Source organism: Streptomyces sp. NPDC102259, from assembly GCF_044766465.1.
Classification (GTDB): domain Bacteria; phylum Actinomycetota; class Actinomycetes; order Streptomycetales; family Streptomycetaceae; genus Streptomyces.
This window is the reverse complement of record NZ_JBIWMA010000014.1, coordinates 115,608-140,290: the sequence shown is the minus strand read 5'-3', so window position 1 is coordinate 140,290 and position 24,683 is coordinate 115,608. Positions and strand designations below refer to the sequence as shown.

The window sequence follows — 24,683 nt, the reverse complement described above, 5'->3', positions numbered from 1 at the left end:
GGATGACGGCCATGACGACGACCACGACGACGGTCAAGACGGCGGCCACGACGACGGCCGAGCCGTCGATACAGGAGGACGTCCGCCTCCAGGTCAACGCGCTCCAGGCGATGTGCCGCCAGGTGTTCGGGTTCCGGCTGGCCATGATCGCGGTCGCCACCCCCGCGGCCCTCCTCAACGCCGCCCCGGGCCTGAGCACCCGCCTGGTGGGCGCGGCCGTGGTCGTCACCTTCATGGGGTCCTACGTACTCTTCCGCGACTGGGAACGCTTCGGCCCCCTTCTCCTGCGCCACCCCTCCCTGCTGGCCGTGGACACCCTGTTCGGCACCCTGCTGCTGATCTCGGCCGGGCCGGACACCACGCTCGCCTACGTCAGCGTCTGCACCCCGCTGCTGGCCGGCATCGTCTACGGCTGGCGGGGCGCCGCCTGCTTCGCGTCCCTCCAGTCGCTGATCCTGCTGCTGGTCCACGCGACCCTCGTGAGGGAGCCCGGCGTCGGCCTCGCCGAGCGACTGCTGCTGCCGGGCCTCTGCGTCATCACCGGCGCGATGGGCTCGTCGCTGCGCCACCTCATGCTCCGCTTCGGCGCGGCCACCCAGGCCCTGACCGCCGTCAAGGCCCGGCTGGCCGGTACCGAGGCGGTCGCCGCCGAACGCGCGCGACTGGCCCGCGAGATGCACGACTCGGTGGCCAAGACGCTGCACGGGGTGGCCCTCGCCGCGGACGCCCTGGCCCATTCGGCGGGCTCGCCGGGCATGGACCCGGTCATCGTGCGGCAACACGCCGAACTGGTCGCCCGCGCCGCACGCCGCGCCGCCGCCGAGTCCCGCGAACTCCTCACCGACCTGCGCCGGGAGTCCGACCCGGCGCAGGACGTCGACCTCCTGCCCGAACTGGCCGCCCACGCGGACGTGTTCGAGGACCGGACGGGCCTGCCGGTCAGCTACCACGCCTCCGGCGACCGCGCCACGCTCCCCGTCCCGCCCGCGGTGGCCCGACAGCTCCTCACGATCACCTCGGAGGCCATGGAGAACGCCCACCGCCACGCGGCCCCGACCCATGTGGAGGTGCGAGCGGCCGTGAACGGCGAGCTCCTCACCCTGAGCGTCCGCGACGACGGCCGTGGCCTCCCGCCCGAGGCCACCCTCGAACAGCTGCGCCGCACCGGCCACTTCGGCCTGGTCGGCATGACCGAGCGGGCCGCCTCCGTCGGCGCCCGCATCCGCATCGGCCACGGCCACGGCTCCCGGGGCACCGAGGTGCGCCTGGAACTCCCGCTGGCCGCGCTCACAGAGGAGGTCGTCTGATGCCGGACCGACCGCCCCACCGCCCCGGTGCCGAGCAGCCGCTCTTCCCGCCCCCACCCAGGCCCTGTCCCGTCCGCGTGGTCGTGGCCGACGACAACCCGGTGGTCCGCGCGGGCCTGACCGCCCTGCTCTCCGGCCGGGAGGACATCACGGTCGTCGCCCAGGCGGCGGACGGCCGCGAGGCCTACGAGGCGGCCCGCCGGCACCGCCCCGACGTCGTGCTGCTGGACGTCCGCATGCCCGGCGTGGACGGCCTCTCGGCCCTTCCGTACCTGGCGCGGATCACCCGGGTCGTGATGCTGACGTACAGCCACGAGGCCGAGATCGTCCAGCAGGCCCTGCGCGGTGGGGCCGGGGGCTACCTCGTCCATGGGGAGTTCACCGTGGACGAGTTGGTGTCGGCGGTGCGCGACGTCACCCGGGGCCGCGCCCACTTCACCCCGACGGCGGCGACAGCGGTACTGGCACACCTGCGAAGCGATGCTACTGCACACGTCAAAGCGGACCCATCTTCCCTATTTTCAGAGACTTCCACGGAAGCGCTTTCGCAGTTGCAACCAATCGTGAGACAGTCGTCGTCAGTATCGAGGGCGGGGTTCCAACTCAGCGCGAGGGAGGCGGAGATCATGGACCTCATCGCGTCGGGCATGAACAACCAGCAGATCGCCGCCACCTGCTTCATCAGCGAGAAGACGGTCAAGAACCACATCAACCGCATCTTCGCCAAGCTGCACAGCAGCAGCCGCTCCGAGGCCGCGGCCAAATGGCTCGGCACGGCGGTGACCTCATGAGACCCCGCCGAACACCGCGCCGAACTTCCGACTGGGCCCGGAATTGGGCCCAGGGGCCCTTCTCCGACGTGGACGCACGGTCTTACGTTGCCGGTCACGCCACCGATGGGGAGGAACGCCATGAGCGACCTGCTGCTGAAGACCGCCGTCGCGGCCAAGGTCCGGGTGAGCGGCTGGACGAACACGACGGTGCGGGCCGTACGGCGCCGCGCCTACGACGACAGGGGACAGACCGCCGTCGAGTACCTGGGCATCATCGCGGTGGTGGTGGCGATCGTGGTCCTGATCGCCAACACGAACCTGGGCCAGACGATCGTGGACAAGCTAAGGGCCCAGATCACCAAGGTGGCCCCCTGACACGACTCCGCAGGCGCACGTACGGCGACGCAGGGCAGGTCTTCCCCATCTACATCGTGGTGGTGGCGGGCCTGCTCTTTCTCGCGTTCGCGTACTTCGCGGTCGGTCAGGCCGCGGTGAACCGCAACGGCGCCCAGACCGCCGCCGACGCGGCGGCGCTGGCGGCCGCTCAGGAGACCAGAGACGATCTCGCCGACCTGTGGAAGCTGGACGTCCTGGACCCGACGAGATGGCAGAGCATCTTCGACGGGAACGGTGGGAACAATGCGTGCTGGCGGGCGGACCAGCTCGCGGCGCTGAACGACGCGGGCAACGTTCAGTGCCAACCCAAGGGACTCCTGGGCTATCGGGTCACCGTCCAGGCGAACAAGTCGGCGGGTGACTCCGTGATCCCTGAGACGAGCACCACGAAGTCACACGCCACCGCCACGGCCGTGATCGACTCCCTGTGCACCTTCGAACCGCCGGATCCACCGTCGGTTCCACCGTCGGGTGAGCCGTCGGGCCAACCGTCGGGCGAACCGTCGGGCGAACCGCCGGGTGAGGACGACGCCACGCTGCCGACGCTGACCTGCGAGGACGGGGAAGAGTGGGAGCTGGACCCGGACGATCTCACGGATCTGCCCGGACCCGAGGACCTCTTCGCCGTCCACCTGGCCACCGACTGACATGCGATCGACGAGTTCAGAAAGAAGCGGAGTGATGAGCATGCGGTTCACTGCGAAAGCCCGCAGGGGGATGGTCGCGCTCGCGGTCGTGGCGGGGCTGGCAGTCGGTTCGGCGGCCTGCGCCGGGGGCGGGGACGACGACAAGAAGCCGGAGAGCTCGTCGTCCGCCTCGCGAACCGGTGGGTCGCAGCCGGACCCGCAGGAAGGTCAGTCGGAGGATCCGATCGCCGAACTGAAGGGCCCGAGCGGGCTGCTCCTCCAGATCACGTCCGCCGTACGGGACTCGGGTGGCTTCGTCACCGTGAACGGCGCCCTGAAGAACGACAGCGGGTCGGAGGCGGTGATCCCGTCCGCTCTGAGCGGCAACGAGACCGAGATCATCAACAATGGACTGTCACTGGGCGGCGCGACCCTCGTCGACTCCAAGAGCAAGAAGCGCTATTACGTCCTCCGTGACACCGAAGGCCGCCCCCTGACGACGACGGGCTTCTCGACGATCAAGGCCGGCGAATCCATCGACGTCTTCCTCCAGTTCCCCGCGCCCCCCGCGAGCTCGACGGACGTCTCCTTCCAACTCCCGCTGTTCCCCAGCGGGGTCATCAAGATCTCCGGGTGAGGCCGATCATGACCCCACGTCTCACTCTGGCGGTGGCCGCGGCCACCCTCGTGATGGTCGGCATGGCCCCTGCCGCCGAAGCCGACACCACCCCCAGCGTTCCCCCCGGCACCGAACCCACCGCCACCGCGCCCGTGGAGGTCGACCCCAACGACCCCGACCTCAAGCTCCCCGAGGGCGGCACCCTCGCCGAGCCCAAGGTGCTCGACATCAAGCAGGTCGTCGAGGACGAGTCGGGCGACGAACGCCGGGAGGACACCAACGCGGACGTGACGTTCGCGCTCCAGGCAGAGGTCCTCTTCGGCAAGGACAGCGCGAAGCTCGGCGCGGAGGCGAAGTCCCGTATCGCCACGATCGCCGCGGAGATCAAGAAGCAGAACAACACCACCGTGGTCCGGGTCTTCGGCTTCACGGACAACCTGGGCTCCTCCGGGCACGGCGACGTCCTGTCGAAGCAGCGGGCGGACGCCGTCCAGGCGGAACTCGCGGGCGATCTGAACGACCCGGACATCACCTTCGAGGTCCGCGGCTACGGCGAGCAGTACCCCATCTCCGACAACTCCACCGAGGCCGGCCGCAAGAAGAACCGCAGGGTGGAGGTCACGTTCCCGCGCACGACGAGCTGACCCTCACCTCCACCCGCACCCCCGCCCGCAGCCCCCACCCCTCCATCGCCCCGGCCGCCGCCTCCAGTACGTGGCGGGACCGCAGCCGGGGCAGGCCCAGCCGTCCCGGCCGCATGGTGCGTACGGCGATGACGCGGAGCCGTCGGTCCAGATACGCGACGTCGATCGGCATGCGCATACGAAAGGTGTGCACGCTGCCGGCGGGCGACAGCAGCATCGCCCCGTCCACCGAGTCCCGCCCGAGCAGCCCCCGGGTACGGGCCCGGTAGGAGGCGGCGATCTCCAGGGGCACCCGGAAGCCGACCCCGCCTTCGCCCCCGACCCCACCCCCGTCTCCGCCCGCGTCGCGGTTTACGTCGCCCACCACGAGTTCGCCCCGCCCGTCCCGCCAGCGCGCCATCCCCGTCTCCCCTCGGCCGTGTCGCTATCCCCTGGACCCTCTGGGCCCTCTGGATCCCTTGCACCGTAGCGAGCCGGAACACAGGCCCTGTTCCCGCACACCGACGTGAGCATTCCGAACGTGCTCCGCCTCACCGAGACCCGCGCCTCGGCAACGGGGTCGGGCCGCCGCGCTACGCGTGACGGGTCGCCGAAAATCGGCGGCACCCCCCTGACCCCTCTGCCACCATCCCCGTATGGACGACAAGGGCCGGGACACCGGTGACGACAGCGACCACGCGGAGCCCGCCTTCGAAGCCCTCCTGGCCGAAGGGGCCGCCGTCCCCGTCGACGGGTGGGACTTCTCCTGGTTCGAGGGACGGGCCACCGAGGAGCGGCCCTCCTGGGGTTACGCGATGTCGCTGGCCGGACGGCTGGCGGGCGCGAGCGCCGCGCTCGACGTGCAGACCGGGGGAGGGGAGGTCCTGGACTTCGCCCTCGGCCGGGCAGCCCCCAAGGCCCCCGTGCTGACCGTCGCGACCGAGGGCTGGCCGGCGAACGTCGCCAAGGCCACCGCCCTGCTGCGCCCACGTGGCATCGCGGTCGTGGCGTCCCCGGAGGACGCCCCGCTGCCCTTCGCGGACTCCACCTTCGACCTGGTCGCCAGCAGGCATCCGGTGCGGCCCCTCTGGGACGAGATCGCCCGGGTGCTCCGGCCCGGCGGTACCTACTTCGCCCAGCACGTCGGTCCGCGCAGCGTCTTCGAGCTCGTCGAGTACTTCCTCGGGCCGCAGCCGGAACAGGTGAGCGGCGGCCGGCATCCCGAGCGCGAGCGCGCCGGAGCGGAGGCGGCAGGGCTGGAGGTCGTCGGCCTGCGGACGGAGCGGCTCCGCGTCGAGTTCCACGACGTCGCCGCCGTGGTCCACTTCCTGCGCAAGGTGGTGTGGACGGTCCCGGGCTTCACGGTGGAGGCCTACCGGCCCCAACTCCGCGCCCTGCACGAGCGGATCGAGGCCGACGGCCCCTTCGTCGCGCACAGCACCCGCCATCTCTTCGAGGCCCGCCGCCCGTAGCGCGGGACTGGCCAGGAACCGCCCTTCCCGCTTCCCGCGCTCAGGTCTGTGCCCTCCCGCGCTCCGGTCCTCGCCTCCACAGAGTTTCCACATCGTTATCGCGATCGGTTCAGGTCCCCTGTCGACCTCGCGTAAGTTCTTATTCAGGCAATTCGCGTACGCAAAGCTGCGTGGACGTCACCGCGCAGTGGAGGGGGCTGCGCGGTGACGCCCGCGTCAAGCGGGCGTTCGCGGCCGGAGTAGCCCGTCGGGGGGACGGGCCGACGTGGGGCGGACGGGACCTCAAGCCGCTCCAAAACCTCAGCTTCCCTCGGTGACCGGGTCCATTCCCCTGGGAATCCGTTGCGTTTCGGCCATGAGTCACCCATGAACTACGCATTCCGCGGGCACCGCCGCGTCGCCGGACGACTCCGGAGAGTAGTTGTGGCGCGCCGATGCACGCAGCATCACTTACGAAGGGTTATGGTGGAAGCCCCCCCTCGGGCCGGTCCGTCTCCCCCCCACGGACCGGCCCGTTTTTTTGCCCCGGCACAGTCGCTCGTGCGGTGGCCGCGCTTCCCGCCCGTCAACGACCCTGGCCCCGCAGGGGTAGGCTGCGCCCCGCGGGGACCGCACCGTACGGAGGGGCTGACAATCACGTGAACCTGCGCGACAAGCTGCGCGGCCTTCTGGTCAGGCTGTACGCACGCCGGGTGGAAGGTCACCTGGACCACGCTCAGGTGCCGAAGCACATCGGCGTCATCATGGACGGCAACCGACGCTGGGCGAAGGCCTCGGGTTCCACCACCGAGCACGGCCACCGCGCCGGTGCGGAGAAGATCGAGGAGTTCCTCGGCTGGTGCTCCGAGACGGACGTCGAGGTCGTCACCCTCTGGCTGCTGTCGACGGACAACCTCGACCGCCCCGACGACGAACTCGTCCCGCTCCTCGGCATCATCGAGGACGTCGTGCACACCCTCGCGGCCGACGGCCGCTGGCGCGTCCACCACGTCGGCACCCCGGACATCCTCCCCTCCCATGTACAGACCGCGTTGAAGGTCGCCGAGGAGTCCACCTCCCACGTCGACGGGATACTGGTCAACGTCGCCATCGGCTACGGCGGCCGCCAGGAGATCGCCGACGCCGTGCGCTCGATGATCGTGGACGCGGCGGACAAGGGCACCTCGATGGAGGACCTCGCCGACTCCGTCAGCGTCGATCTGATCGGCCGCCACCTCTACACCGGCGCCCAGCCCGACCCCGATCTGGTGATCCGTACCAGCGGCGAGCAGCGGTTGTCCGGATTCATGCTGTGGCAGACGGCCCATGCGGAGTACTACTTCTGCGAGGTCTTCTGGCCGGCCTTCCGCAAGGTCGACTTCCTGCGCGCCCTGCGCGACTACGCGGCCCGTCACCGCCGTTACGGCGGCTGAGGAACGAGCCCCGGGGCGTCCTTCGCGGGCGTCCCGTTTACCCCGGTCGGGGCGGAAGTAACGAGGAGTTCACCGGCGCGCCGTCATATGCCGTGGCATGGCGGCGCTTGTTCGAGGGCATAAGCCAAGCAGGCCGACGCCCGAACCACGGGTGTCGGATCTCAGCGGGCGGCACGGGGCCGTCCGCCCGGGAGGCCCTTTTGCACCAGCCCGACCGTGCGGTCACGGCACGGAAGAAGCAGCGGGGGGCCGGTTCTCGGCCCGTGCGAAGCGGCCGACGACCGGTCCAGCTCCACTCCGTCGCTCCCCGACCTCATCCGAGGGGGTACGTCCTTCCGTGGTGACCAGCACAAAGCGCCGTATGCCAGACCGGCGCACCTATGTTCTCGACACCAGCGTCCTGCTGGCCGACCCGAACGCCCTGACCCGCTTCGACGAGCACGAGGTAGTGCTCCCCATCGTCGTGGTCACGGAACTGGAGGCCAAGCGGCACCATCCGGAGCTCGGCTACTTCGCCCGGCAGGCGCTGCGCCTGCTGGACGACTACCGGGTGAAGTTCGGTCGCCTCGACGCCCCCATCCCGATCGGGGAACTCGGCGGCACCGTCCGTGTCGAGCTCAACCACTCGGACCCCAGCGTGTTGCCTTCCGGCTACCGCCTGGGTGACAACGACTCCCGCATCCTCGCGGTCGCCCGTAATCTCCAGGCCGAGGGTTTCGACGTCACGGTCGTGTCGAAGGACCTCCCGCTCAGGATCAAGGCGTCGTCGGTCGGCCTCCTCGCTGAGGAGTACCGCGCCGAACTCGCCATCACGGGCTCCTCCGGCTGGACCGGAATGTCCGAACTGACCCTGTCCGGCGAGCAGGTGGACATCCTCTTCGAGGAGGGGCACCTCCACGTTCCCGAGGTCGCCGACCTTCCCGTGCACACCGGTCTGACCATCCAGTCGGAGCGGGGCAAGGCCCTGGGCCGGGTCACCGCCGACGGCGACGTCCGCCTCGTGCGCGGCGACCGTGAGGCCTTCGGCATCAAGGGCCGCAGCGCCGAGCAGCGCATCGCGCTCGATCTGCTGCTCGACCCGGACGTCGGGATCCTGTCGATGGGCGGCCGGGCCGGCACCGGCAAGTCCGCGCTCGCGCTCTGCGCGGGTCTGGAGGCGGTCCTGGAGCGCCGCCAGCACCAGAAGGTGATGGTCTTCCGGCCGCTGTACGCGGTGGGCGGACAGGAGCTGGGCTATCTGCCCGGTTCCGAGGCCGACAAGATGGGCCCCTGGGCGCAGGCGGTCTTCGACACGCTGTCCGCGGTCACCAGCCGCGAGGTCATCGAGGAGGTCACCGCGCGAGGGATGCTGGAGGTCCTGCCCCTGACCCACATCCGGGGCCGTTCCCTCCACGACGCCTTCGTGATCGTCGACGAGGCGCAGTCGCTCGAGCGGAATGTGCTTCTCACCGTTCTGTCCCGGATCGGCGCGAATTCCCGGGTGGTTCTGACCCACGATGTGGCGCAAAGGGACAATCTGCGCGTCGGGCGTTATGACGGCGTGGTCGCCGTCGTCGAGAAACTGAAGGGCCATCCGCTCTTCGCGCACGTCACGCTGAACAGGTCCGAGAGGTCCCAGATCGCAGCACTTGTGACCGAAATGCTGGAGGATGGGCAGATCTGAATGACCCGCCCCAATTGACGGGGGGCGAGCGGTGGTTGGCGCCGTCCGACAAAGGCTGTGAGCCTAGTCGGGCGGCGCCGACGTATGTGGGGGTTTCGCGAAATCCCCAGGGTCCCCACGGGTGTGAGCTTTCACACGCAACTCGGAATTGCCTTGCGCAGTCTGGTTACGGCAAAGTCTCAGTCCTGTCAGGCCCCGCATGCGACACATCTGTGCCCCCAGCAGTACGGCACCGCTTGAGCATCACCTTCAACTCCATACCGACCGTCGTATGCCGCCCGTGCACCATGTGGCACTCCTTCATCGGGAGTTGCCCACCGGGCCCGTGTCTCCTGTGACCCCGCAGTTCGGAGACCAGCGACAAGGGCACGATTGCGTCCGCCAGGGTCACCGAAGCGGGCGACGCTGGAAGGAAAACCGTGTGAGCCGGATCTCGGTCCGGGGATTCGCAGTGGCCTCGGCCACGGCGGTCACCGCTGTCGGAAGCGTCGTCGGCGTTGCCTCGGGCAGCGTCGCGCAGCCCAACGACGCTGAAGCGACGGCCAGCGACGCGACGCTCCTCGCCGACATACCCGTGGGCCAGCAGGCCCAGGTGCAGACGGCATCCCTCACGCAGCAGGCCAACGTACAGGCCATCGCCGCGGACGAGGGTGCGAAGAAGGACGCGGAGGAGTCGGCCCGCAAGGCCGCCGCCAAGTCGGCGATCGCGAAGAAGGAGGCAGCCGAGAAGGCTGCCAAGGACCGCGCGGAGGCCAAGACCAAGGCCAGCCGCAGCTCGGGCGACTTCCCGATCCAGAGCTCCTACTCCGTCGCGCAGATCCAGGCGATGGCGGCCCAGATGGTGCCCAGCGGCCAGTTCCAGTGCTTCAGCAACATCGTGGACCACGAGTCCAGCTGGAACTACCACGCCGTGAACGCCTCCTCCGGCGCCTACGGACTCTTCCAGGCCCTGCCCGCCGGTAAGTACGCGTCCGCCGGCTCCGACTGGCAGACCAACCCGGCCACCCAGATCAAGTGGGGCCTGAACTACATGGACAGCCGTTACGGCAGCCCCTGTGAGGCATGGTCGTTCTGGCAGGCCAACCACTGGTACTAAGCCCACGCGGCCCTGGTCGTGCAGTTCTCCATCCGACGGCACAACAGAAGGAAACCGCGTGAGCCGGATATCGGCCCGGGGATTCGCCGTGGCTTCTGCCACCGCGGTCACCACTGTCGGCGCTGTCATGGGAGTCGCCCAGGGCAGCGTGGCCCAGCCCAACGACGACGCCGAGGCGACGGCGGGCGAAGCGACCCTCCTCTCGGACTTACCCGTAGGGCAGCAGGCCCAGGTACAGACGGCCTCGCTGACGCAGCAGGCCGACGTCCAGGCCATCGCCGCGGACACCACCGCCAAGAAGACGGCGGAGGAGTCCGCCCGTAAGCAGGCGGCCAAGGACGCGGTCGCCAAGCAGAAGGCGGCCCTGGCCAAGGAGAAGGCGGCCCAGGAGGCCAAGGAGAAGGCGGCCGAGGCCGCGGAGACCAAGGCCGACACCGAGGTCGCGTCGACCTCGTCGGCCGGCAGCTTCCCGCAGCAGGCCTCGTACACCGTCGCCGAGGTCCAGGCCATCGCGCGCCAGATGGTGCCCAGCGGCCAGTTCCAGTGCTTCAGCAACATCGTGGACCACGAGTCCACCTGGAACTACCAGGCGGTCAACCCCTCGTCGGGCGCCTACGGTCTCGTGCAGGCCTACCCCGGCTCGAAGATGTCGTCCGCCGGCGCGGACTGGCGGACCAACCCGGCGACCCAGATCAAATGGGGCCTGAACTACATGAACGACCGCTACGGCAGCCCCTGCGACGCCTGGAACTACTGGCTGGCCAACGGCTCGTACTGAGCCGGATCCGCCGTCCGCCGCTCAACCTTGCGCAGCCCCTCCCCGTCCTAGGGGGAGGGGCTTTCGCCCTGTACGGTCGGTACGGCCGGGACCGACGACTCCAGGGGGAGTGGTGGGGGAAGACGGGGGAAGAGGACGGATCATGTCGCGAGTTCCAGGGTGGCTCGGCCGGCTCGGTGCCGGACTGAGCGAGATGGGTGAGCGGCTCGACGAACGGCGTGCCGAGGTCGAGCGTGAGCGGCGGGAGAGCGCCGCCGAGCCGGAGCCCACACCGCCGGACACCGCCGAACCGGCCGCCGAGTCCTACCCGGACGAGCTCGTGCCCTCCGCGCCGCGCCCCGACCCCGCCCAGGCCGTGCCGTGGGGGGTCCGGGTCGCCGCCGAGGCGGGCTGGCGGCTGCTGGTGCTCGCCGGGACCGTCTGGGTGCTGATGAAGGCCATCAGCGCGATCCAACTCGTCGTCATGTCCTTCGTGGTCGCGCTGCTCCTCACCGCGCTCCTCCAGCCCACCGTGGCCCGGCTGAAGCGGGCCGGAGTGCCCGGCGGAGCGGCCACCGCGCTGACGGCGATCCTCGGGTTCGTCGTCATCGGGCTGATGGGCTGGTTCGTGACCTGGCAGGTCATGGCGAACATCGACAACCTCTCCGACCAGGTCCAGGACGGCATCGACGATCTGCGCCGGTGGCTGCTCAACAGCCCCTTCCACGTCACCGACAAGCAGATCAACGGCATCGCCAAGAACCTGCGGGACGCCATCGGCGACAACACGGACTCGATCACCTCGGCGGGCCTGGAGGGCGTCACCGTCGTCGTCGAGGCGCTGACCGGGATCCTCCTGGCCTTCTTCTCGACGCTCTTCCTGCTGTACGACGGCAAGCGCATCTGGGAGTGGACGCTCAAGCTGGTCCCGGCCGCGGCCCGGCCGGGCGTGGCGGGCGCGGGTCCGCGGGCCTGGGCGACGCTCACGGCGTATGTGCGCGGCACGGTGATAGTCGCGTTGATCGACGCGATCTTCATCGGCCTCGGCATCTACTTCCTCGACGTGCCGATGGCCGTCCCGCTCGCCGTCTTCATCTTCCTGTTCTCCTTCATCCCGCTCGTCGGCGCGGTCGCCTCCGGCGCGCTGGCGGTCGTGGTCGCGCTGGTCACCCAGGGCGTGTTCACCGCGGTGATGACCCTGGCGGTGGTGCTGGCCGTGCAGCAGATCGAGGGCCACATCCTCCAGCCGTTCATCCTCGGCCGCGCGGTGCGCGTCCACCCGCTGGCGGTGGTTCTGTCGGTCGCCGCGGGCGGCATGGTGGCCGGCATCGGCGGCGCGATCGTGGCGGTGCCCCTGGTGGCCGTGACGAACACGGTGGTGGGCTACCTGCACGCCTACTCCCGCGAGCAGGCCCTGCGGCACGCACCACGGCCGAGGGGCGCGACAGCGGCGGGCGTGGCGCCGGTGGCGGCGCCGAAGGCCTCTTCGACGGCTTCCGCCACGGCCTCCCCCACGGCTTCTCCGACGGCCTCCACCGCGCCGGAAGCGCCCTCGGACAAGGCTCCCTGACAGAACGACCGAGGTCTTTCAACCGGTCAAATGGGCTCCGAACAAAGCGAATTGAGTCCATCGGCGGAGCAACTTCCGTCAGCTGAGGGCAGGTCGGAAATCCCTCGCTGGAATATGCGTACGGACTGATACACATTCCCTCCTCAGCGCTACGCGTCAGGCGTATGTGCGAGAGGTCCAAGGGGAGTGATGTCGGGCTACGAACTGCTGGCACGCGACCTCGCCGCGTGCGGCCGGGAAGGCTTCACCGGGGAACTGCACGTCCTCGGCTCGCCCGGCGGCATCTTCCATCTGCACGGCGGGCTGGTCGTCGCGGTCGAGTCGCCGGGCGCCCCCGCACCCGAGGCACTGCTGTTGCGCTCCGGCCGGATCGGCGGGGAGGAGTGGGCCGGGCTGGTGCGCGAGTCGGGCGGCGTGCGCTGGCCGGCCGCCGGGCTGATCGCCCACGGTTACGCGGGGGCCGCCCAGCTCCGGGTGGTCTGCGCGATGGCTCTCCAGGACGCCGTGTTCGCGGTCGTCGCGGGCAGCGTCGACGGCTGCGAACGCGGTCCGGCGACCGGGCCGCCGCCCGCCCCGGTCGCCGTGGGCGAGCCGCCCACCCGGCTGCTCCAGGTGGCGTCCCGCAAGCTCGGCGCGCTCCTGGAGCAGCCGTATCCCGTGCGCCCGGACCGGGAACGGCCCGTGCCCGCCTCCCTGTCCTACGCGGCCGGCCGGCTCGGCGTGCTGCAACGCGAGCTGCTCGCCCATGCCGACGGCCGGCGCACCGCCCGGGACCTCGCCTTCCGGACCGGGCGCGGGGTCTACACCGTCACCGTCGAGGTGGCCCGGATGCTGGCGGAGGGGCTCCTGGAGTGCGTGGACGCGCCCCGGCCGATCCCGGTCCGGCTGCCGCCCGACGGGCACGGCATCCGCCCCCGCGAACCGGCCCCGCCGCCGCCCCGGCAGCCGTCGGCGCCGGAAGCGACGGCCCTGCCGCGCCGCAGCCCCGGCGCCAGCGGCATCAACGAAGCCCTCACGACGGAAGGCAACGGCACCGGCACCGGCTGGAAGGAGTTCTTCCGCCTGCGGAACCCCACGGCGAAATAACAGCCCCACGCAGGAAACAGGCAGAAACCCCACGCAGAAACCCACTGTGGAATCCCGACGCGGAGAACTCCGACGGGAAGCCCCGGCGGAAGCCCCACGTATACCCCCACGTACACCCCCACAGAAAAAAGACGGTCATATGCGATCAGAATTAGGGGAGTTGCACTCATGGACCACACAGCCCTCGCGCGGGAGATGCGCGGCCTGCGGGAGCAGGTGACCGGTATCACCGACACGGCGCTGGCGGCGGCGGACGGACTGCTGATCGCCGCCGACACCGCCGACTCCATCGATCCGGAGGGCCTCGCCGCCCTCGCCGCGGCCGGCCTCGGCCTCGCCCGCCGCACCGCGGAGGCGACCGCCCGCGGCGCCCTGCACCGCACGGTGGCCTACGGCAGCCACGGCTGCGCCGCGTTCTACGCGGTCGGCGACACCGCGCTGATGGTCGTACTCGGTGACGAGGGCATGGACGTGGAGCGCCTGCACCGGGCGACCCAGCCCGCCCTGCGCCGCATCGATCTGATCCTCACCGACCGGACCGACCGGACCGACCGGACCGACCGGACCGACCGGACCGACCGGACCGACCGGACCGACCGGACCGACCGGACCGAGACGACCGAGACGACCGTGAAGACCGCCGAAGGAGTCTGAAGGGATGGCGACGAAACGTATGACCCCAGGTTTCTCCGACCAGGTGATGGGCCTGGTCAAGTCACTGCGCACGGATGCCCCCGACTGCGTCGCCTCAGGCGTCGTCGACATGTCCACCGGCATGCTGCTCTCCTACGAGACCGTCGACAACCATCCGCCCGAGGTCCTGGACCTGCTGGCGGGCGCGACGCTCGACCTGTTCCAGGGCCGTACGGTCGTGATGATCGAGGACGTCTTCAAGGAGCGGCGCGGGGTCCAGAGCGACAACCACTTCTTCCAGGAGATCCTCGTCAACAGTGAGAACCTCACTCACCTGTTCGTGCGGATGACCGAGCAGCAGGACGTCGTCGCGGTGGTCGTCTGCCGCAAGTCCGTCAATGTCGGCATGCTGTTCGCCCAGGTGCGCAGGGTGGTGCGGGAGTACCAGCTCTGAACGCGGAACGGTCCCTCCCCGGGCGGGGAGGGACCGTCTGCTCATGGCGTGTTCGCCGCGCTCACTCCGTGCGCAGGCCGTCCGGCCGCAGCAGTTTGAGCAACGGGGGCAGGCTCAGCAGCGTCACCAGCAGGACGACCGCCGCGCCGCAGCCGGTCATCGCCAGCACGCTCGCCCAGTCCACGCCCACCGGCGTGTCCGTCATCCTCAGCAGGACCACGCCCAGCGTGAGCCCCACCCCCATGGCCAGCACCAGGCCCAGCGCGATCGGGATCGCCGTCTGCCACAGCACCGACAGGCCCAGGGTGCGCCGCCGGGTGCCGAAGGCGACCAGGGACGACAGCAGCTTGCGGCGCTCGCGCAGCTGCTCCAGCTGGGAGACCAGCAGGCTCGCCCCGATCAGCAGCAGCACACAGGCGGAGCCGACGAGCAGACCGGTGCGGATGGTGGTGAACTTCGTGTCCTGCCGAGTGGACGCCCACGTCATCGGTGCGGCCAGCGGATCCACCCGGTACGCCGTGTTACGGGCGTACTCGTAGGCGTCGGGCACGGACTCGTCGATCGACAGGTAGATCTCACCGGTGACCAGCTTCTCGGCGGCCTCGGGCAGCGCGCTCGGCGTCATCAGGAAGCCACCGCGTTTGTAGTCGGTGAGGCCCTTGACCGACTTGGCCTCGGTGATGCCCGCGGGGACGGTCCAGACGACGTCGCCGGTGCTCCCGGAGCCGGACGGCTCGATGTACAGCTTCTTGCCGGGCGTGTTCATCTTCGGCCCGTCGGCGGAGTACTCGTCGCCGTCGAGGACGAACTGGTCGCCGTCCTTGCACGAGGGCAGCTTCGCCACCTGGCGCAGGGCCGGACAGTCGCCCACGGTCAGCTCGGTGGAGAGGTTCGGGCCGTTCTCGGTGTTCCAGGAGGTGTCGCCCAGGTAGCCCTCCCACAGGGCCGTGACCTTGCTGACGGCCTTGGTGTCGGCGAACTTCTTGGCGGTCGCCGCCAGCGGGGCGCCGTCCGGCACCCGGACCTGCATCTGCGCCCGGGTGAGGTCCTGGCCGGTGGACTTGGTGTAGTCGCCGTCCACACCGGCGAACAGCATCTGGAGCGCGATCGCACCGGCCACCGCGACCGCGATGCCGTTGACCATCCGGGCTGCCGTACCGCTGCTCAACTGGAGCCTCCGTACGGCCAGTTGCCAGGCCAGGCCACCGGAGCCGAGCCGGCCGACGACCGTCTCCACGAGCCACGGCAGCAGCGCGGTGATGCCGACGAGGATCAGGACGACACCCCCGCTCACCAGGTACTGGTTGAAGTCGCCGTTGGTGTGGCCCTGGCCGACCATCGGGTAGAGCATCGCGAAGCCGCCCACCGGCAGCAGCAACCGCCACCACAGCCGTCGCCGCGCGGGCTTCGCCGTGCGCACCACGCCGAGCGGCTCGATCACCACACCGCGCAGGGCGAAGAGGGTGACCAGGACCGCCGCGGCCGGCACCGCGAGGGCGACCAGCGCGGCCAGCGCGGGGGAGGGGTCGAGGTAGCTGGGCCACACGCTGATGCCCATCACCTCGACCGAGCCCGCCACCTGGCGGCCGATGAGGAAGAACACCGTGCCGAGGACCAGGCCCAGCAGCGCCCCGGCCATCGCCTCGCCGGCCGCGATACGCCGGGTCATCCGGCCGTCCGAACCGATCAGCCGGAGGGCAGCGAGCCTGCGGTCGCGCCGCTCACCGCCGAACCGCACGGCCGCGGCGATGAACACGGCCACCGGCATCAGCAGCACCACGATGATGACGAGGACCAGCAGGAGCAGTACCGGGTCGGTCTCCTCCTTCGAAGGGTTCGGGTTCCCGAACTCCTTCAGCCGGGCCGCCCCGTAGTCCTCCATGTGCGCGGCGAGCTCGGTGGAGCCCGAGTAGTAGGCGAGTTCCTGGGAGCCGACCAGCCCGCTCTCCCCGATGGTCCCGGTCACGCGGTACGGGAGGCGTTCCCGCAGCAGCGCCGAACCGTCGGCGGCGAGCAGCTTCTTCAGCGCGGGCGAGACCACCATGTCGCCCTCGGCCGGGAACCGGCTCAGGCCGGGCGGCAGCGGGGCGCGCGCTCCTTCCGGCTCCACCAGTCGGCCGCGTACGTCCTTGTCACGGAACGTCGTGTCGGCGTTCGCGACCACCAGGGTGTCGTCGCCCTTGGCCGGCGGCTCGCCGAACGGCCAGTCCAGCCGGGACTGTTCCCGGTCGTGGCGCACCGACAGCGCGCTCGGCACCGCCGTCGTCAGCAGCAGGACCGCCACGCCGAGCCCGACGCCGACCGCGGTCAGCACGGCCCGTACCCAACCCTCCCGGCCGCCGCCGAAGGCGAACCGGACCCCCAGGCCCAGATCCCTGGACCACTGCCCCACGCTCATATGGCCCGCTCCATGTCCCGCGACTTCCCGTCCCGTACGACGATCTCGCGGTCGGAGTAGGCCGCCACCCGTGCCTCGTGCGTGACGAGGACTACGGCCGTGTTGGCCGACCGGGCGGCCTCGGTGAGCAACTCCATCACGCGTTCGCCGTTGAGCGAGTCCAGCGCGCCGGTCGGCTCGTCGGCGAACACCACGCGCGGGCTGGTCACGAGCGAGCGCGCCACGGCCACCCGCTGCCCCTGCCCGCCGGACACCTCACCGGGCCGCTTCTTGCCGAGGTCGTCGACCTCCAGCCGCTGCATCCACCCCAGGGCGGTGCGCTCGGCCTGCTTGCGCGGGGTGCCGTTCAGCCGCAGCGGCAGCGCCACGTTCTCCACGCAGGTCAGTTCCGGCACGAGCTGCCCGAACTGGAACACGAAGCCGAACTCGGAGCGCCGCAGCTGACTGCGCTGGGCGTCGCTCATCGTCGCGAGCTCGCGGCCGTCGTACATGATCGAACCCGATTCGGGTGTCACGATCCCGGCGAGGCAGTGCAGCAGCGTCGACTTGCCGGACCCGGACGGGCCCATCACCGCGACGACCTCGCCGGGGTGGATGGAGAACTCGGCACCGGCCAGCGCCATCGTCGGCCCGTACGTCTTGTGCAGGTTCTCGGCGGTGAGCAGGGATCCCCCGGGGGCGTTCACGCGATCACCGCGGCCTTCAGTTTGTCGAGCCGGGCGGTGGCGAGTTCCAGCCAACGCAGGTCGGCCTCGAGATGGAACAGGGCGTGGTCACAGATCAGCTGGTCGGCGAAGTCGCCGTGGCGCTTGCGATCGGTGAGGATGCGCATGCTGCGCAGGTGCTCGGCACGCTGGGTGTCGAGGATCTCGGCCGCGTCGCGCTGGGTCAGCAGCGCGAGGACGACCTTGGTGTACAGCGTCGACTGGAGATACGGCTCGGGCTTCTCGGGCGTCGCGAGCCACTGCTCGACGTCGGTGATCCCGGCACCGGTGATCGCGTACCGCTTGCGCTCGGGACCGCCGCCGGCCTCGATGCCGTCGACCTCGACGAGCCCGTGCTTCAGCAGACGCGACATCGTCGAGTAGACCTGGCCGTAGTGCAGCGGCCGGTCGTGACCGAACTTCTCGTCGAAGGCCCGCTTGAGGTCGTAACCGTGGCGGGGCCCGGACTCCAGGAGTCCCAGGAGGGTGTGACCGATGGACATGGGGAGGACTGTACATGCGGTGTATACCCGGTGTGTATACGCCCTGTGTACAGGTGACGCCGGGGAGTGGGAGTCCGCAGGTGAGAACCGATTGTCACCGTTCTGCCACAGGCCCAGCACCCGCCTCGGTCAGGCGCCTGCCGCAGGCTCGGTGCCTGCTTCGGGCTGGGTGCCTGCTTCGGGCCCGGCGCCTGCCTCGGGGTCCGCGTCTGCCGAAGGCCGGCGCCCGCCTCGGTCCGGCGCGTGTCTCGGGCTCGGCGGCTGCGACAGGCTCGGGATGTGGGGGTGGGGGTGAAGTGGAGGTCGGCCGTTCAGGCCGGCGGGGGGCCGGGGGGCGGGCCGCCGGGGGGACGGCCGCGACGGGGCAGGGGCCCGGTGTCGCCGGGCAGCCGCCCGGCCTCCTTCAGCGCCTTGCGCAGCAGGAACTCGATCTGCGCGTTCGCCGACCGCAGTTCGTCCGAGGCCCAGCGGGCCAGCGCGTCGTGGACCAGCGGATCCAGCCGCAGCAGCACCTGCTTGCGCTGCTGCGGCCGACGCTGGGGGGCCGGACCCCCGGCGGGATCACTCACTGGTAGAGGCTCCCGGTGTTCAGTACCGGCTGGGGCGCGCGGTCCCCGCACAGCACCACCATCAGGTTGGACACCATCGCAGCCCTCCGCTCGTCGTCCAGCTCCACGATGCCTCGCTCGGAGATGCGCTGGAGCGCTGCCTCGACCATCCCCACGGCCCCGTCCACGATCTCCCGCCGCGCCGCGACCACGGCGCCCGCCTGCTGTCGCTGAAGCATCGCCGAGGCGATCTCGGGAGCGTACGCGAGGTGGGTGAAGCGGGACTCGATGATCCGGACGCCGGCCGCCTCCACGCGCGCGTGCAGCTCAACGGCGAGCTTCTCGGTGATCTCCTCGGCGTTGCCGCGCAGCGAGAGGCCGCCCTCGTCGTGCGAGTCGTAGGGGTACTCGATGGCGATGTGCCGGACGGCCGCCTCGGTCTGGGTGGCGACGAACTCCAGGAAGTCGTCCACCTCGAAGCTGGCCTGCGCGGTGTCCCGCACGTTCCACACCACGACCGCGGCGAGCTCGATCGGGTTGCCGTAGGCGTCGTTGACCTTCAGTACGGCCGTCTCGTGGTTGCGGACCCGGGTGGAGATCTTCTCGCGGGAGGTGAAGGGGTTCACCCAGCGCAGTCCGTCCTCGCGGATGGTGCCCCGGTAGCGGCCGAAGAGCTGCACCACGCGCGCCTCGCCCGGCGACACCGTGTTCAGCCCGCACATCGCGAGGAACGCGGCGACCCCGACCAGGATGCCGACGGTGATCAGCGCCGTCTTGGGGCCGGCCGCGTCCACCTGGGCGCCGAGGGCGACCATTCCGGCGCCGGCCAGCAGTCCGACGAGACCGAGCAACAGGGCGAGTCCGCCGGCCACGCTGTTCGCGGGGAACTCGTACACCCGCGGGGCGGGCATGTCGGGTGCGTCGACGGTGTCGCCGTCGGTATCGATGTCGAGGTCGGTGTCGACGTGGGCTTCGGTGGTGGCCGAGGGGTCGTGAGTGGACATGTCGGGTCCCCGTTTCTCGTCGCCGACTGATTCAGTAATCAGCGGCCTATCTAAGTGATATCACTTTAGCGCCTCATGGCAACCCTGTGCCACTCTCGTACGTCGGACTCGGTGGAGACGTACGGGCGGTTCCCTCGCGCGGGGTGCTGATTCTCACGCCCTGTACGGACCGGACCGAGACCCCTTCGTCATAGACAGCGGTGTTAGCTTTCTGAGCTGACCTGCCCCTGCCCCCGGGCACTGGTGTGACTGCCGAGTAGGAAGCGGAGCGAGCGGACTCATGGGACGAGCGGACGAGAGACGAGCTCGACAGCGCGGTGGCCGCCGCGCGGCGCCCAGGGGCCGCTCGAATGAGACCGACACGACGACGGCGCCCTCCAGGGCGGAGTCCGTGGCGACCGCGGAGGCGGAGCCGGAGACCGCTCCCGCGACCGGAGGCCGCGCGGCCGCCCGCCGGGGCGCGAAGAAGGGCGGCAAGGGCGCCAAGGGCAAGGCCGGCAAGAAGGACAAGAGCTTCATACGCCGGCTCTTCACCTGGAAGAAGATCCTCGGCACCTTCCTCGGCCTGATCGTGGTCGTCCTCGGCGCCTTCGTCTGGCTGTACGTGAGCACGCCGATCCCCGAGGGCAACCCCGACGCCGACCTCCAGAGCAACGTCTACGAGTACGACAACGGCGCGATCCTCGCCCGCGACGGTGAGGTCAACCGGGAGAACGTCGAACTCGCGAAGATCCCGATAGAGGTCCAGCACACCTTCGTCGCCGCCGAGAACAAGTCCTTCTACACCGACGTCGGCGTCGACTTCAAGGGCACCACCCGCGGTGTCCTCAACACCCTCATGGGCAAGGGCGCGCAGGGCGGTTCGACGATCACCCAGCAGTACGTCAAGAACTATTACCTGACCCAGGAACAGACCGTCACGCGCAAGCTGAAGGAACTGGTCATCTCCCTGAAGCTGGACCGGGAGAAGGACAAGGACTACATCCTGGCCGGTTACATCAACACCAGCTACTACGGCCGCGGCGCCTACGGCATCCAGGCGGCCGCCCAGGCCTACTACCGCGTCGACGCCGAGAAGCTCACCGTCCCGCAGGGCGCCTACCTCGCCGCGCTGCTCCAGGCGCCCAGCCAGTACGACTGGACCTCCGCCTCCGACACCGGCAAGAAGCTGGTCACGGCCCGCTGGAACTACGTCCTCGACAACATGGTCGGGCAGGACTGGCTGGACAAGAGCAAGCGCGACGCCATGACGTTCCCGGAGCCCAAGGAGCCCAAGGCCGCGCCCGGCAAGGAGGGCCAGATCGGCTACCTCGTCGACGCGGCCAACGTCGAACTGGCCAAGCAGCTGGTGGCCCAGGGCGTCGCGGACGACTACGAGTCGGGCATGGCCCTGGTCAGGCGCGGCGGCTGGAACATCGAGCTCAACATCGACAAGAAGAAGCAGAAGGCGCTGGAGACGTCCGTCAAGGAGCAGCTGACCAGCAAGCTGGACAAGAAGAAGCGCTCGGTCGACGGCGACGTCCAGGCCGGCGCGGTGTCGGTGAACCCGAAGACGGGCGCCGTCGAGGCGATGTACGGCGGTACCAGCTACACCGACCACTACACGAACAACGCCACCCGCACCGACTACCAGCCCGCCTCGACCTTCAAGCCGGTGATCCTCGCCGCGGCCTTCGACGAGGCAGCCAAGACGCAGGACGGCGACCCGATCACCGCCAACACGCTCTACGACGGCACCAGCAAGCGCCCGGTCGTGGGCAGCGACATCGGCTTCGCCCCGGAGAACGAGGACGACCAGGACTACGGCGACGTCACCGTCCAGACGGCGCTGAACAAGTCCATCAACTCCGTCTTCGCGCAGATGGGCGTCGACGTCGGCATGCCCGAGGTGCTGAAGGTCGCGGCCAACCTCGGCATGGACACCGCGGACCTCAAGGCCGTGCCCGCCCAGACCCTGGGCACCATGGGCGCGAGCCCGCTCCAGATGGCCGGCGTCTACGCCACCCTCGACAACCACGGCAAGCAGGTCACCCCGGCGCTCATCAAGTCGGCGGAGAACAGCGCCCACCCGACGTTCAAGCACACCGACCCCGTCGGGGAGCAGGTCATCAGCCGCGAGGCCGCCGACTCGGTCACCTCGGTGCTCACCGGCGTGGTCGACGACGGTACGGCGAAGAAGTCCGTACGGGACAACCCGCTGCGCAAGGGCCAGAAGGTCGCGGGCAAGACGGGCACCTCCGACAACAACAAGTCGGCCTGGTTCACCGGCTACACCCCGGACCTGGTCACCTCGGTCGGTATCTTCGGCGAGTCCGCGAAGGCCCCGCACCCCCAGGTCCCGCTGACCGGTGCGACGAACGGCCTGACCTCGGACGCGGGCCGCGTCAACGGTGGTGGCTTCCCGGCACAGATCTGGGCGGCGTACACCTTCGGCGTCTCCACGAAGGTCACCAAGTTCGACCTGGACACCGACCAGGGCGCGGCGGTGCAGACCGCGTCGCCGTCCCCGAGCACCTCGCCGTCCGCGAGCACGTCCCCGTCCTCGTCCCCGTCGACGAGTTCGTCCCCGTCCTCCTCTCCGTCGACGAGTTCGTCCCCGTCCACGTCGTCGAAGCCGAGTTCGTCCCCGTCCAGCACACCGACGGGTGACACCTCGTCGGAACCGAGCACGGACGATCCGTCGACCGGGTCGGAGGATCCGGAGGACCCGCTCTTCGGCCAGTAGCGGCCACCGGCGGCAGCAACAGCGGAGGGGGCGCCCGGAAATCTCCGGGCGCCCCCTCCGCGTGGTTACCGCGTTCGCCTCAGCTCCGGTTCAACTCGAACCAGACCACCTTGCCGGTGCTGAGCCGGGTGGCCCCCCACCGCCGGGCCAGCCGGTTCACCAGATACAGGCCGCGGCCGCCCTCGTCGGTCGCCCGGGCCTGCCGCAGCCGAGGCAGCTGCGGCACGTCGTCGCCGACCTCGCAGCGCAGCACGTCGGTCCGCAGCAACCGCAGGGTCACCGGCCGCGTGGCGTACCGCACCGCGTTGGTCACCACTTCGCTGACCAGCAGCTCGACGGAGTCGGTCATGTCCTCCATCCCCCAGCGGGACAGCGCCCGCCGGGCCAGCCGACGGGCGCGGCCGGGAGCCGCGTCCTCCGGTTCGAGGAACCAGTACGCCACGTCGCTCGGCGCGATCCCGTCGAAGCGGGCGGCGAGCAGCGCGATGTCGTCGTCCCGGTCGCCCGGGCCGAGCATGTCGAGCACCTCGTCGCACAGGGCCTCGAGCGGCGGCGGATGATCGGGCCCGGTCAGCTGGGCGGTCGCGGCGAGCTTCTCCCGCAGCTGCTCTATGCCGGTCGCCACGTCCCGCAGCCGGGACTCGACCAGGCCGTCGGTGTACAGCAGCAGCGTCGCCCCGGCCGGGGCGTCGAGCTCCACCGCCTCGAAATCGACCCCGCCCACGCCGATCGGCGCGCCCGGCGGCACCCGCAGCACCTCGGCCCGGCCGCCCAGGTGCAGCAGGATGGGCGGCGGGTGGCCCGCGTTGGCGATGGTGATGCGGTGCGAGACCGGGTCGTAGACGGCGTACAGGCAGGTCGCCATGCGGTCGGTGCCCAGCCGCTGGGCCTGCTCGTCGAGGTGGTGCAGGACCTCCTGCGGGGGCAGGTCGAGGCCGGCGAGGGTCTGGGCCGTCGTCCGCAGCTGCCCCATGATGGCCGCCGAGGTCATGGAGTGCCCCATGACGTCGCCCACCACCAGCGCCACCCGGCTGCCCGGCAGCGGGATGGCGTCGTACCAGTCGCCGCCGACCCGCGCGGTCTCGGCCGCGGGCAGGTACCGGGAGGCGAGCCGTACGCCCGTGGGGCGGGGCAGGGTCTCCGGCAGCATCGTGCGCTGCAACTCGTCGGCGATGTACGCCTCACGGTCGTACAGCACCGCCTTGTCGATGCCCAGGGCGCTGTGCGTGGCGAGCTGGGCGGCCACCAGCAGATCGTCGTTCTCGAACGGGATGCGTTCCGGGCGGCGCAGGAACACCGCGGCGCCGATCACCCGGCGACGGCCCCGCAGCGGGGCCAGGACGGCCCGCTGACCGCTCGGGATGGCCAAGGTGCTGTCCTCGCCCAGCAGTTCGGGCAGCGCGGCGCGTGCGGCCGGATGGTCGGCGAACACCGGACGCACCCCGCGCAGCACCTCCGCGAGCGCCCCGCCGGGCCGCACCTCGCACAGCTCGGCGACCGCGGCCGACAGCTCGGCGGTCAGCTCGGCCGGTTCCGGGGGCGGCAGGGCGAGCGCCGCGAAGCCGGTCTCGGTGTCCCGTTCCTCCGGGATGCGGTCGGTGCGCCGCAGCCGCAGCATGATGCGGTCCGCCGCGGGCCGCTCGTCGCCCACGGGCAGCGGATCGCGCAGATAGACGAGGATCGCGTCGGAGAAGGTCGGCACGGTGGCCCGGCACAGCCCCATCACGATCTCGTCGAGGTCCAGGCCGCGGGCGATCCGCCGGGTCGCGGCGCCCACGAAGCGCAGCCGGTCCCCGTCCCGCCGCATCGGCGTGGGCCGGCCGGGCGTCAGCGTCCCTCCGGCGCGCCGGTCCTGTCCTTCCGGACCCCGCTCCGGGCGCGCGTCGGCGCCCGGCTGGGCCGGGATGGACTCGGGAGCGGGGCGCGGCCGGTGGTCCCCCACGCTGGGCTTGGCCCGCGCGGGGGGCGCCCCCATCGCCTCGTCGGACGCCGACGGCTGGGAGTGTTCGGTGCCGGATCCGGCCTCCGAACCGGTCGCATCCGTTCCCGTGCTTCCCTGGCCGCCCATGCCACCCTTTCCGCCCTTGCCGCGCGGCGTCGTCGTACCCGAGGCATCGGGCGGTAAGGCGGACGAGCCCGGCGCCGGTGCCTGGGTATGCAGCAGTGCCCCACGGGGGTCCGTGGGGTCGACGCCCTGGGGGCGTTCGTAGGAGGTGGGCTGCTCCGTCACGCGTGTCGAATCCGTCCGTCCGGGGCTGCGCGCAGCGCGCGCAGTTGGTCCCGCAGGAAACCCGATACCCGGAATACGTGCCCC

General features: G+C 70.6%; 21 protein-coding genes and 3 pseudogenes. 16 read left to right on the top strand and 8 right to left on the bottom strand.

What is annotated here, in order from left to right:
• The first annotated feature begins 11 nt into the window (after positions 1-11).
• The 4 genes and pseudogenes from ACIRPU_RS28805 to ACIRPU_RS28790 form a co-directional block, all read left to right on the top strand.
• Positions 12-1,307 (top strand): sensor histidine kinase, encoded by a 1,296-nt coding sequence (locus tag ACIRPU_RS28805; RefSeq protein ID WP_403872323.1) that lies wholly within the window; start codon positions 12-14, stop codon positions 1,305-1,307.
• Positions 1,307-2,098, top strand: coding sequence for a response regulator (locus ACIRPU_RS28800; RefSeq protein ID WP_403872321.1), 792 nt, complete (start codon positions 1,307-1,309; stop codon positions 2,096-2,098). Before ACIRPU_RS28805 ends, ACIRPU_RS28800 begins: the two co-directional genes overlap by 1 nt.
• 120 nt (positions 2,099-2,218) lie before the next feature.
• Positions 2,219-2,455, top strand: a complete 237-nt coding sequence (locus tag ACIRPU_RS28795) for a Flp family type IVb pilin (RefSeq protein WP_403872320.1) — start codon at positions 2,219-2,221, stop codon at positions 2,453-2,455.
• A pseudogene (locus tag ACIRPU_RS28790) lies at positions 2,452-2,616 on the top strand (pilus assembly protein TadG-related protein); the annotation flags it as partial. The gene ACIRPU_RS28795 and the pseudogene ACIRPU_RS28790, both read left to right, overlap by 4 nt.
• 190 nt (positions 2,617-2,806) lie before the next feature.
• On the opposite strand, the pseudogene ACIRPU_RS28785 reads toward ACIRPU_RS28790, so the two are convergent.
• Positions 2,807-2,962 (bottom strand): annotated as a pseudogene (locus ACIRPU_RS28785) (hypothetical protein); the annotation flags it as partial.
• Positions 2,963-3,157: 195 nt separating this feature from the next.
• Between ACIRPU_RS28785 and ACIRPU_RS28780 the strand changes: the two are divergent.
• Both ACIRPU_RS28780 and ACIRPU_RS28775 read left to right on the top strand, forming a co-directional pair.
• Positions 3,158-3,739 (top strand): hypothetical protein, encoded by a 582-nt coding sequence (locus tag ACIRPU_RS28780; RefSeq protein ID WP_403872318.1) that lies wholly within the window; start codon positions 3,158-3,160, stop codon positions 3,737-3,739.
• A gap of 8 nt (positions 3,740-3,747) precedes the next feature.
• Positions 3,748-4,365 (top strand): OmpA family protein, encoded by a 618-nt coding sequence (locus tag ACIRPU_RS28775; RefSeq protein ID WP_403872316.1) that lies wholly within the window; start codon positions 3,748-3,750, stop codon positions 4,363-4,365.
• Here the strand turns inward: ACIRPU_RS28775 and ACIRPU_RS28770 are convergent.
• A complete protein-coding gene (locus ACIRPU_RS28770) occupies positions 4,340-4,765 on the bottom strand; it encodes a DUF192 domain-containing protein (protein ID WP_403872314.1) in 426 nt (141 codons plus the stop codon). The two genes, ACIRPU_RS28775 and ACIRPU_RS28770, sit on opposite strands and share 26 nt — an antisense overlap.
• Before the next feature lie 235 nt (positions 4,766-5,000).
• Between ACIRPU_RS28770 and ACIRPU_RS28765 the strand changes: the two genes are divergently transcribed.
• The 9 genes and pseudogenes from ACIRPU_RS28765 (at position 5,001) to ACIRPU_RS28725 (ending at position 14,487) form a co-directional block, all read left to right on the top strand.
• On the top strand, positions 5,001-5,816 hold the full coding sequence (locus tag ACIRPU_RS28765) for a class I SAM-dependent methyltransferase (protein ID WP_403872312.1): 816 nt from the start codon (positions 5,001-5,003) through the stop codon (positions 5,814-5,816).
• Positions 5,817-6,454: 638 nt separating this feature from the next.
• Positions 6,455-7,228, top strand: coding sequence for an isoprenyl transferase (locus ACIRPU_RS28760; protein ID WP_403872310.1), 774 nt, complete (start codon positions 6,455-6,457; stop codon positions 7,226-7,228).
• Positions 7,229-7,565: 337 nt separating this feature from the next.
• Complete coding sequence (locus ACIRPU_RS28755; protein ID WP_355706680.1) at positions 7,566-8,891, top strand: PhoH family protein; 1,326 nt, start codon at positions 7,566-7,568, stop codon at positions 8,889-8,891.
• 421 nt (positions 8,892-9,312) lie between these two features.
• Complete coding sequence (locus ACIRPU_RS28750; protein WP_355706681.1) at positions 9,313-9,987, top strand: transglycosylase SLT domain-containing protein; 675 nt, start codon at positions 9,313-9,315, stop codon at positions 9,985-9,987.
• A 58-nt stretch (positions 9,988-10,045) separates the two neighbouring features.
• Positions 10,046-10,765 (top strand): transglycosylase SLT domain-containing protein, encoded by a 720-nt coding sequence (locus ACIRPU_RS28745; protein ID WP_403872308.1) that lies wholly within the window; start codon positions 10,046-10,048, stop codon positions 10,763-10,765.
• A gap of 142 nt (positions 10,766-10,907) precedes the next feature.
• A complete protein-coding gene (locus ACIRPU_RS28740; RefSeq protein WP_403872306.1) occupies positions 10,908-12,314 on the top strand; it encodes an AI-2E family transporter in 1,407 nt (468 codons plus the stop codon).
• A gap of 189 nt (positions 12,315-12,503) precedes the next feature.
• The gene (locus tag ACIRPU_RS28735) at positions 12,504-13,400 is read left to right on the top strand and encodes a MarR family transcriptional regulator (RefSeq protein WP_403872305.1); all 897 of its coding nucleotides are present in this window, start codon (positions 12,504-12,506) and stop codon (positions 13,398-13,400) included.
• Positions 13,401-13,568: 168 nt separating this feature from the next.
• Positions 13,569-13,937 (top strand): annotated as a pseudogene (locus ACIRPU_RS28730) (roadblock/LC7 domain-containing protein); the annotation flags it as partial.
• A 121-nt stretch (positions 13,938-14,058) separates the two neighbouring features.
• The gene (locus ACIRPU_RS28725) at positions 14,059-14,487 is read left to right on the top strand and encodes a hypothetical protein (protein ID WP_054242616.1); all 429 of its coding nucleotides are present in this window, start codon (positions 14,059-14,061) and stop codon (positions 14,485-14,487) included.
• A gap of 61 nt (positions 14,488-14,548) precedes the next feature.
• Here ACIRPU_RS28725 and ACIRPU_RS28720 read toward each other — a convergent pair whose 3' ends face one another.
• From ACIRPU_RS28720 to ACIRPU_RS28700, 5 genes are all read right to left on the bottom strand, one after another.
• The gene (locus ACIRPU_RS28720; protein ID WP_403872303.1) at positions 14,549-16,885 is read right to left on the bottom strand and encodes an ABC transporter permease; all 2,337 of its coding nucleotides are present in this window, start codon (positions 16,883-16,885) and stop codon (positions 14,549-14,551) included.
• A complete protein-coding gene (locus tag ACIRPU_RS28715; protein WP_403872301.1) occupies positions 16,882-17,571 on the bottom strand; it encodes an ABC transporter ATP-binding protein in 690 nt (229 codons plus the stop codon). Before ACIRPU_RS28715 ends, ACIRPU_RS28720 begins: the two co-directional genes overlap by 4 nt.
• On the bottom strand, positions 17,568-18,092 hold the full coding sequence (locus ACIRPU_RS28710; RefSeq protein WP_403872299.1) for a PadR family transcriptional regulator: 525 nt from the start codon (positions 18,090-18,092) through the stop codon (positions 17,568-17,570). Before ACIRPU_RS28710 ends, ACIRPU_RS28715 begins: the two co-directional genes overlap by 4 nt.
• Positions 18,093-18,403: 311 nt before the next feature.
• Positions 18,404-18,661, bottom strand: coding sequence for a hypothetical protein (locus ACIRPU_RS28705; protein ID WP_355706689.1), 258 nt, complete (start codon positions 18,659-18,661; stop codon positions 18,404-18,406).
• A complete protein-coding gene (locus tag ACIRPU_RS28700) occupies positions 18,658-19,644 on the bottom strand; it encodes an SPFH domain-containing protein (protein WP_403872297.1) in 987 nt (328 codons plus the stop codon). Before ACIRPU_RS28700 ends, ACIRPU_RS28705 begins: the two co-directional genes overlap by 4 nt.
• Before the next feature lie 280 nt (positions 19,645-19,924).
• On the opposite strand from ACIRPU_RS28700, the gene ACIRPU_RS28695 reads away from it, so the two are divergent.
• A complete protein-coding gene (locus ACIRPU_RS28695) occupies positions 19,925-22,369 on the top strand; it encodes a transglycosylase domain-containing protein (RefSeq protein ID WP_403872295.1) in 2,445 nt (814 codons plus the stop codon).
• A 79-nt stretch (positions 22,370-22,448) separates the two neighbouring features.
• Here the strand turns inward: ACIRPU_RS28695 and ACIRPU_RS28690 are convergent, their stop codons facing one another.
• Positions 22,449-24,599: a SpoIIE family protein phosphatase gene (locus ACIRPU_RS28690; RefSeq protein WP_403872293.1), complete on the bottom strand. Its 2,151-nt coding sequence runs from the start codon at positions 24,597-24,599 to the stop codon at positions 22,449-22,451.
• Positions 24,600-24,683: the final 84 nt, after the last annotated feature.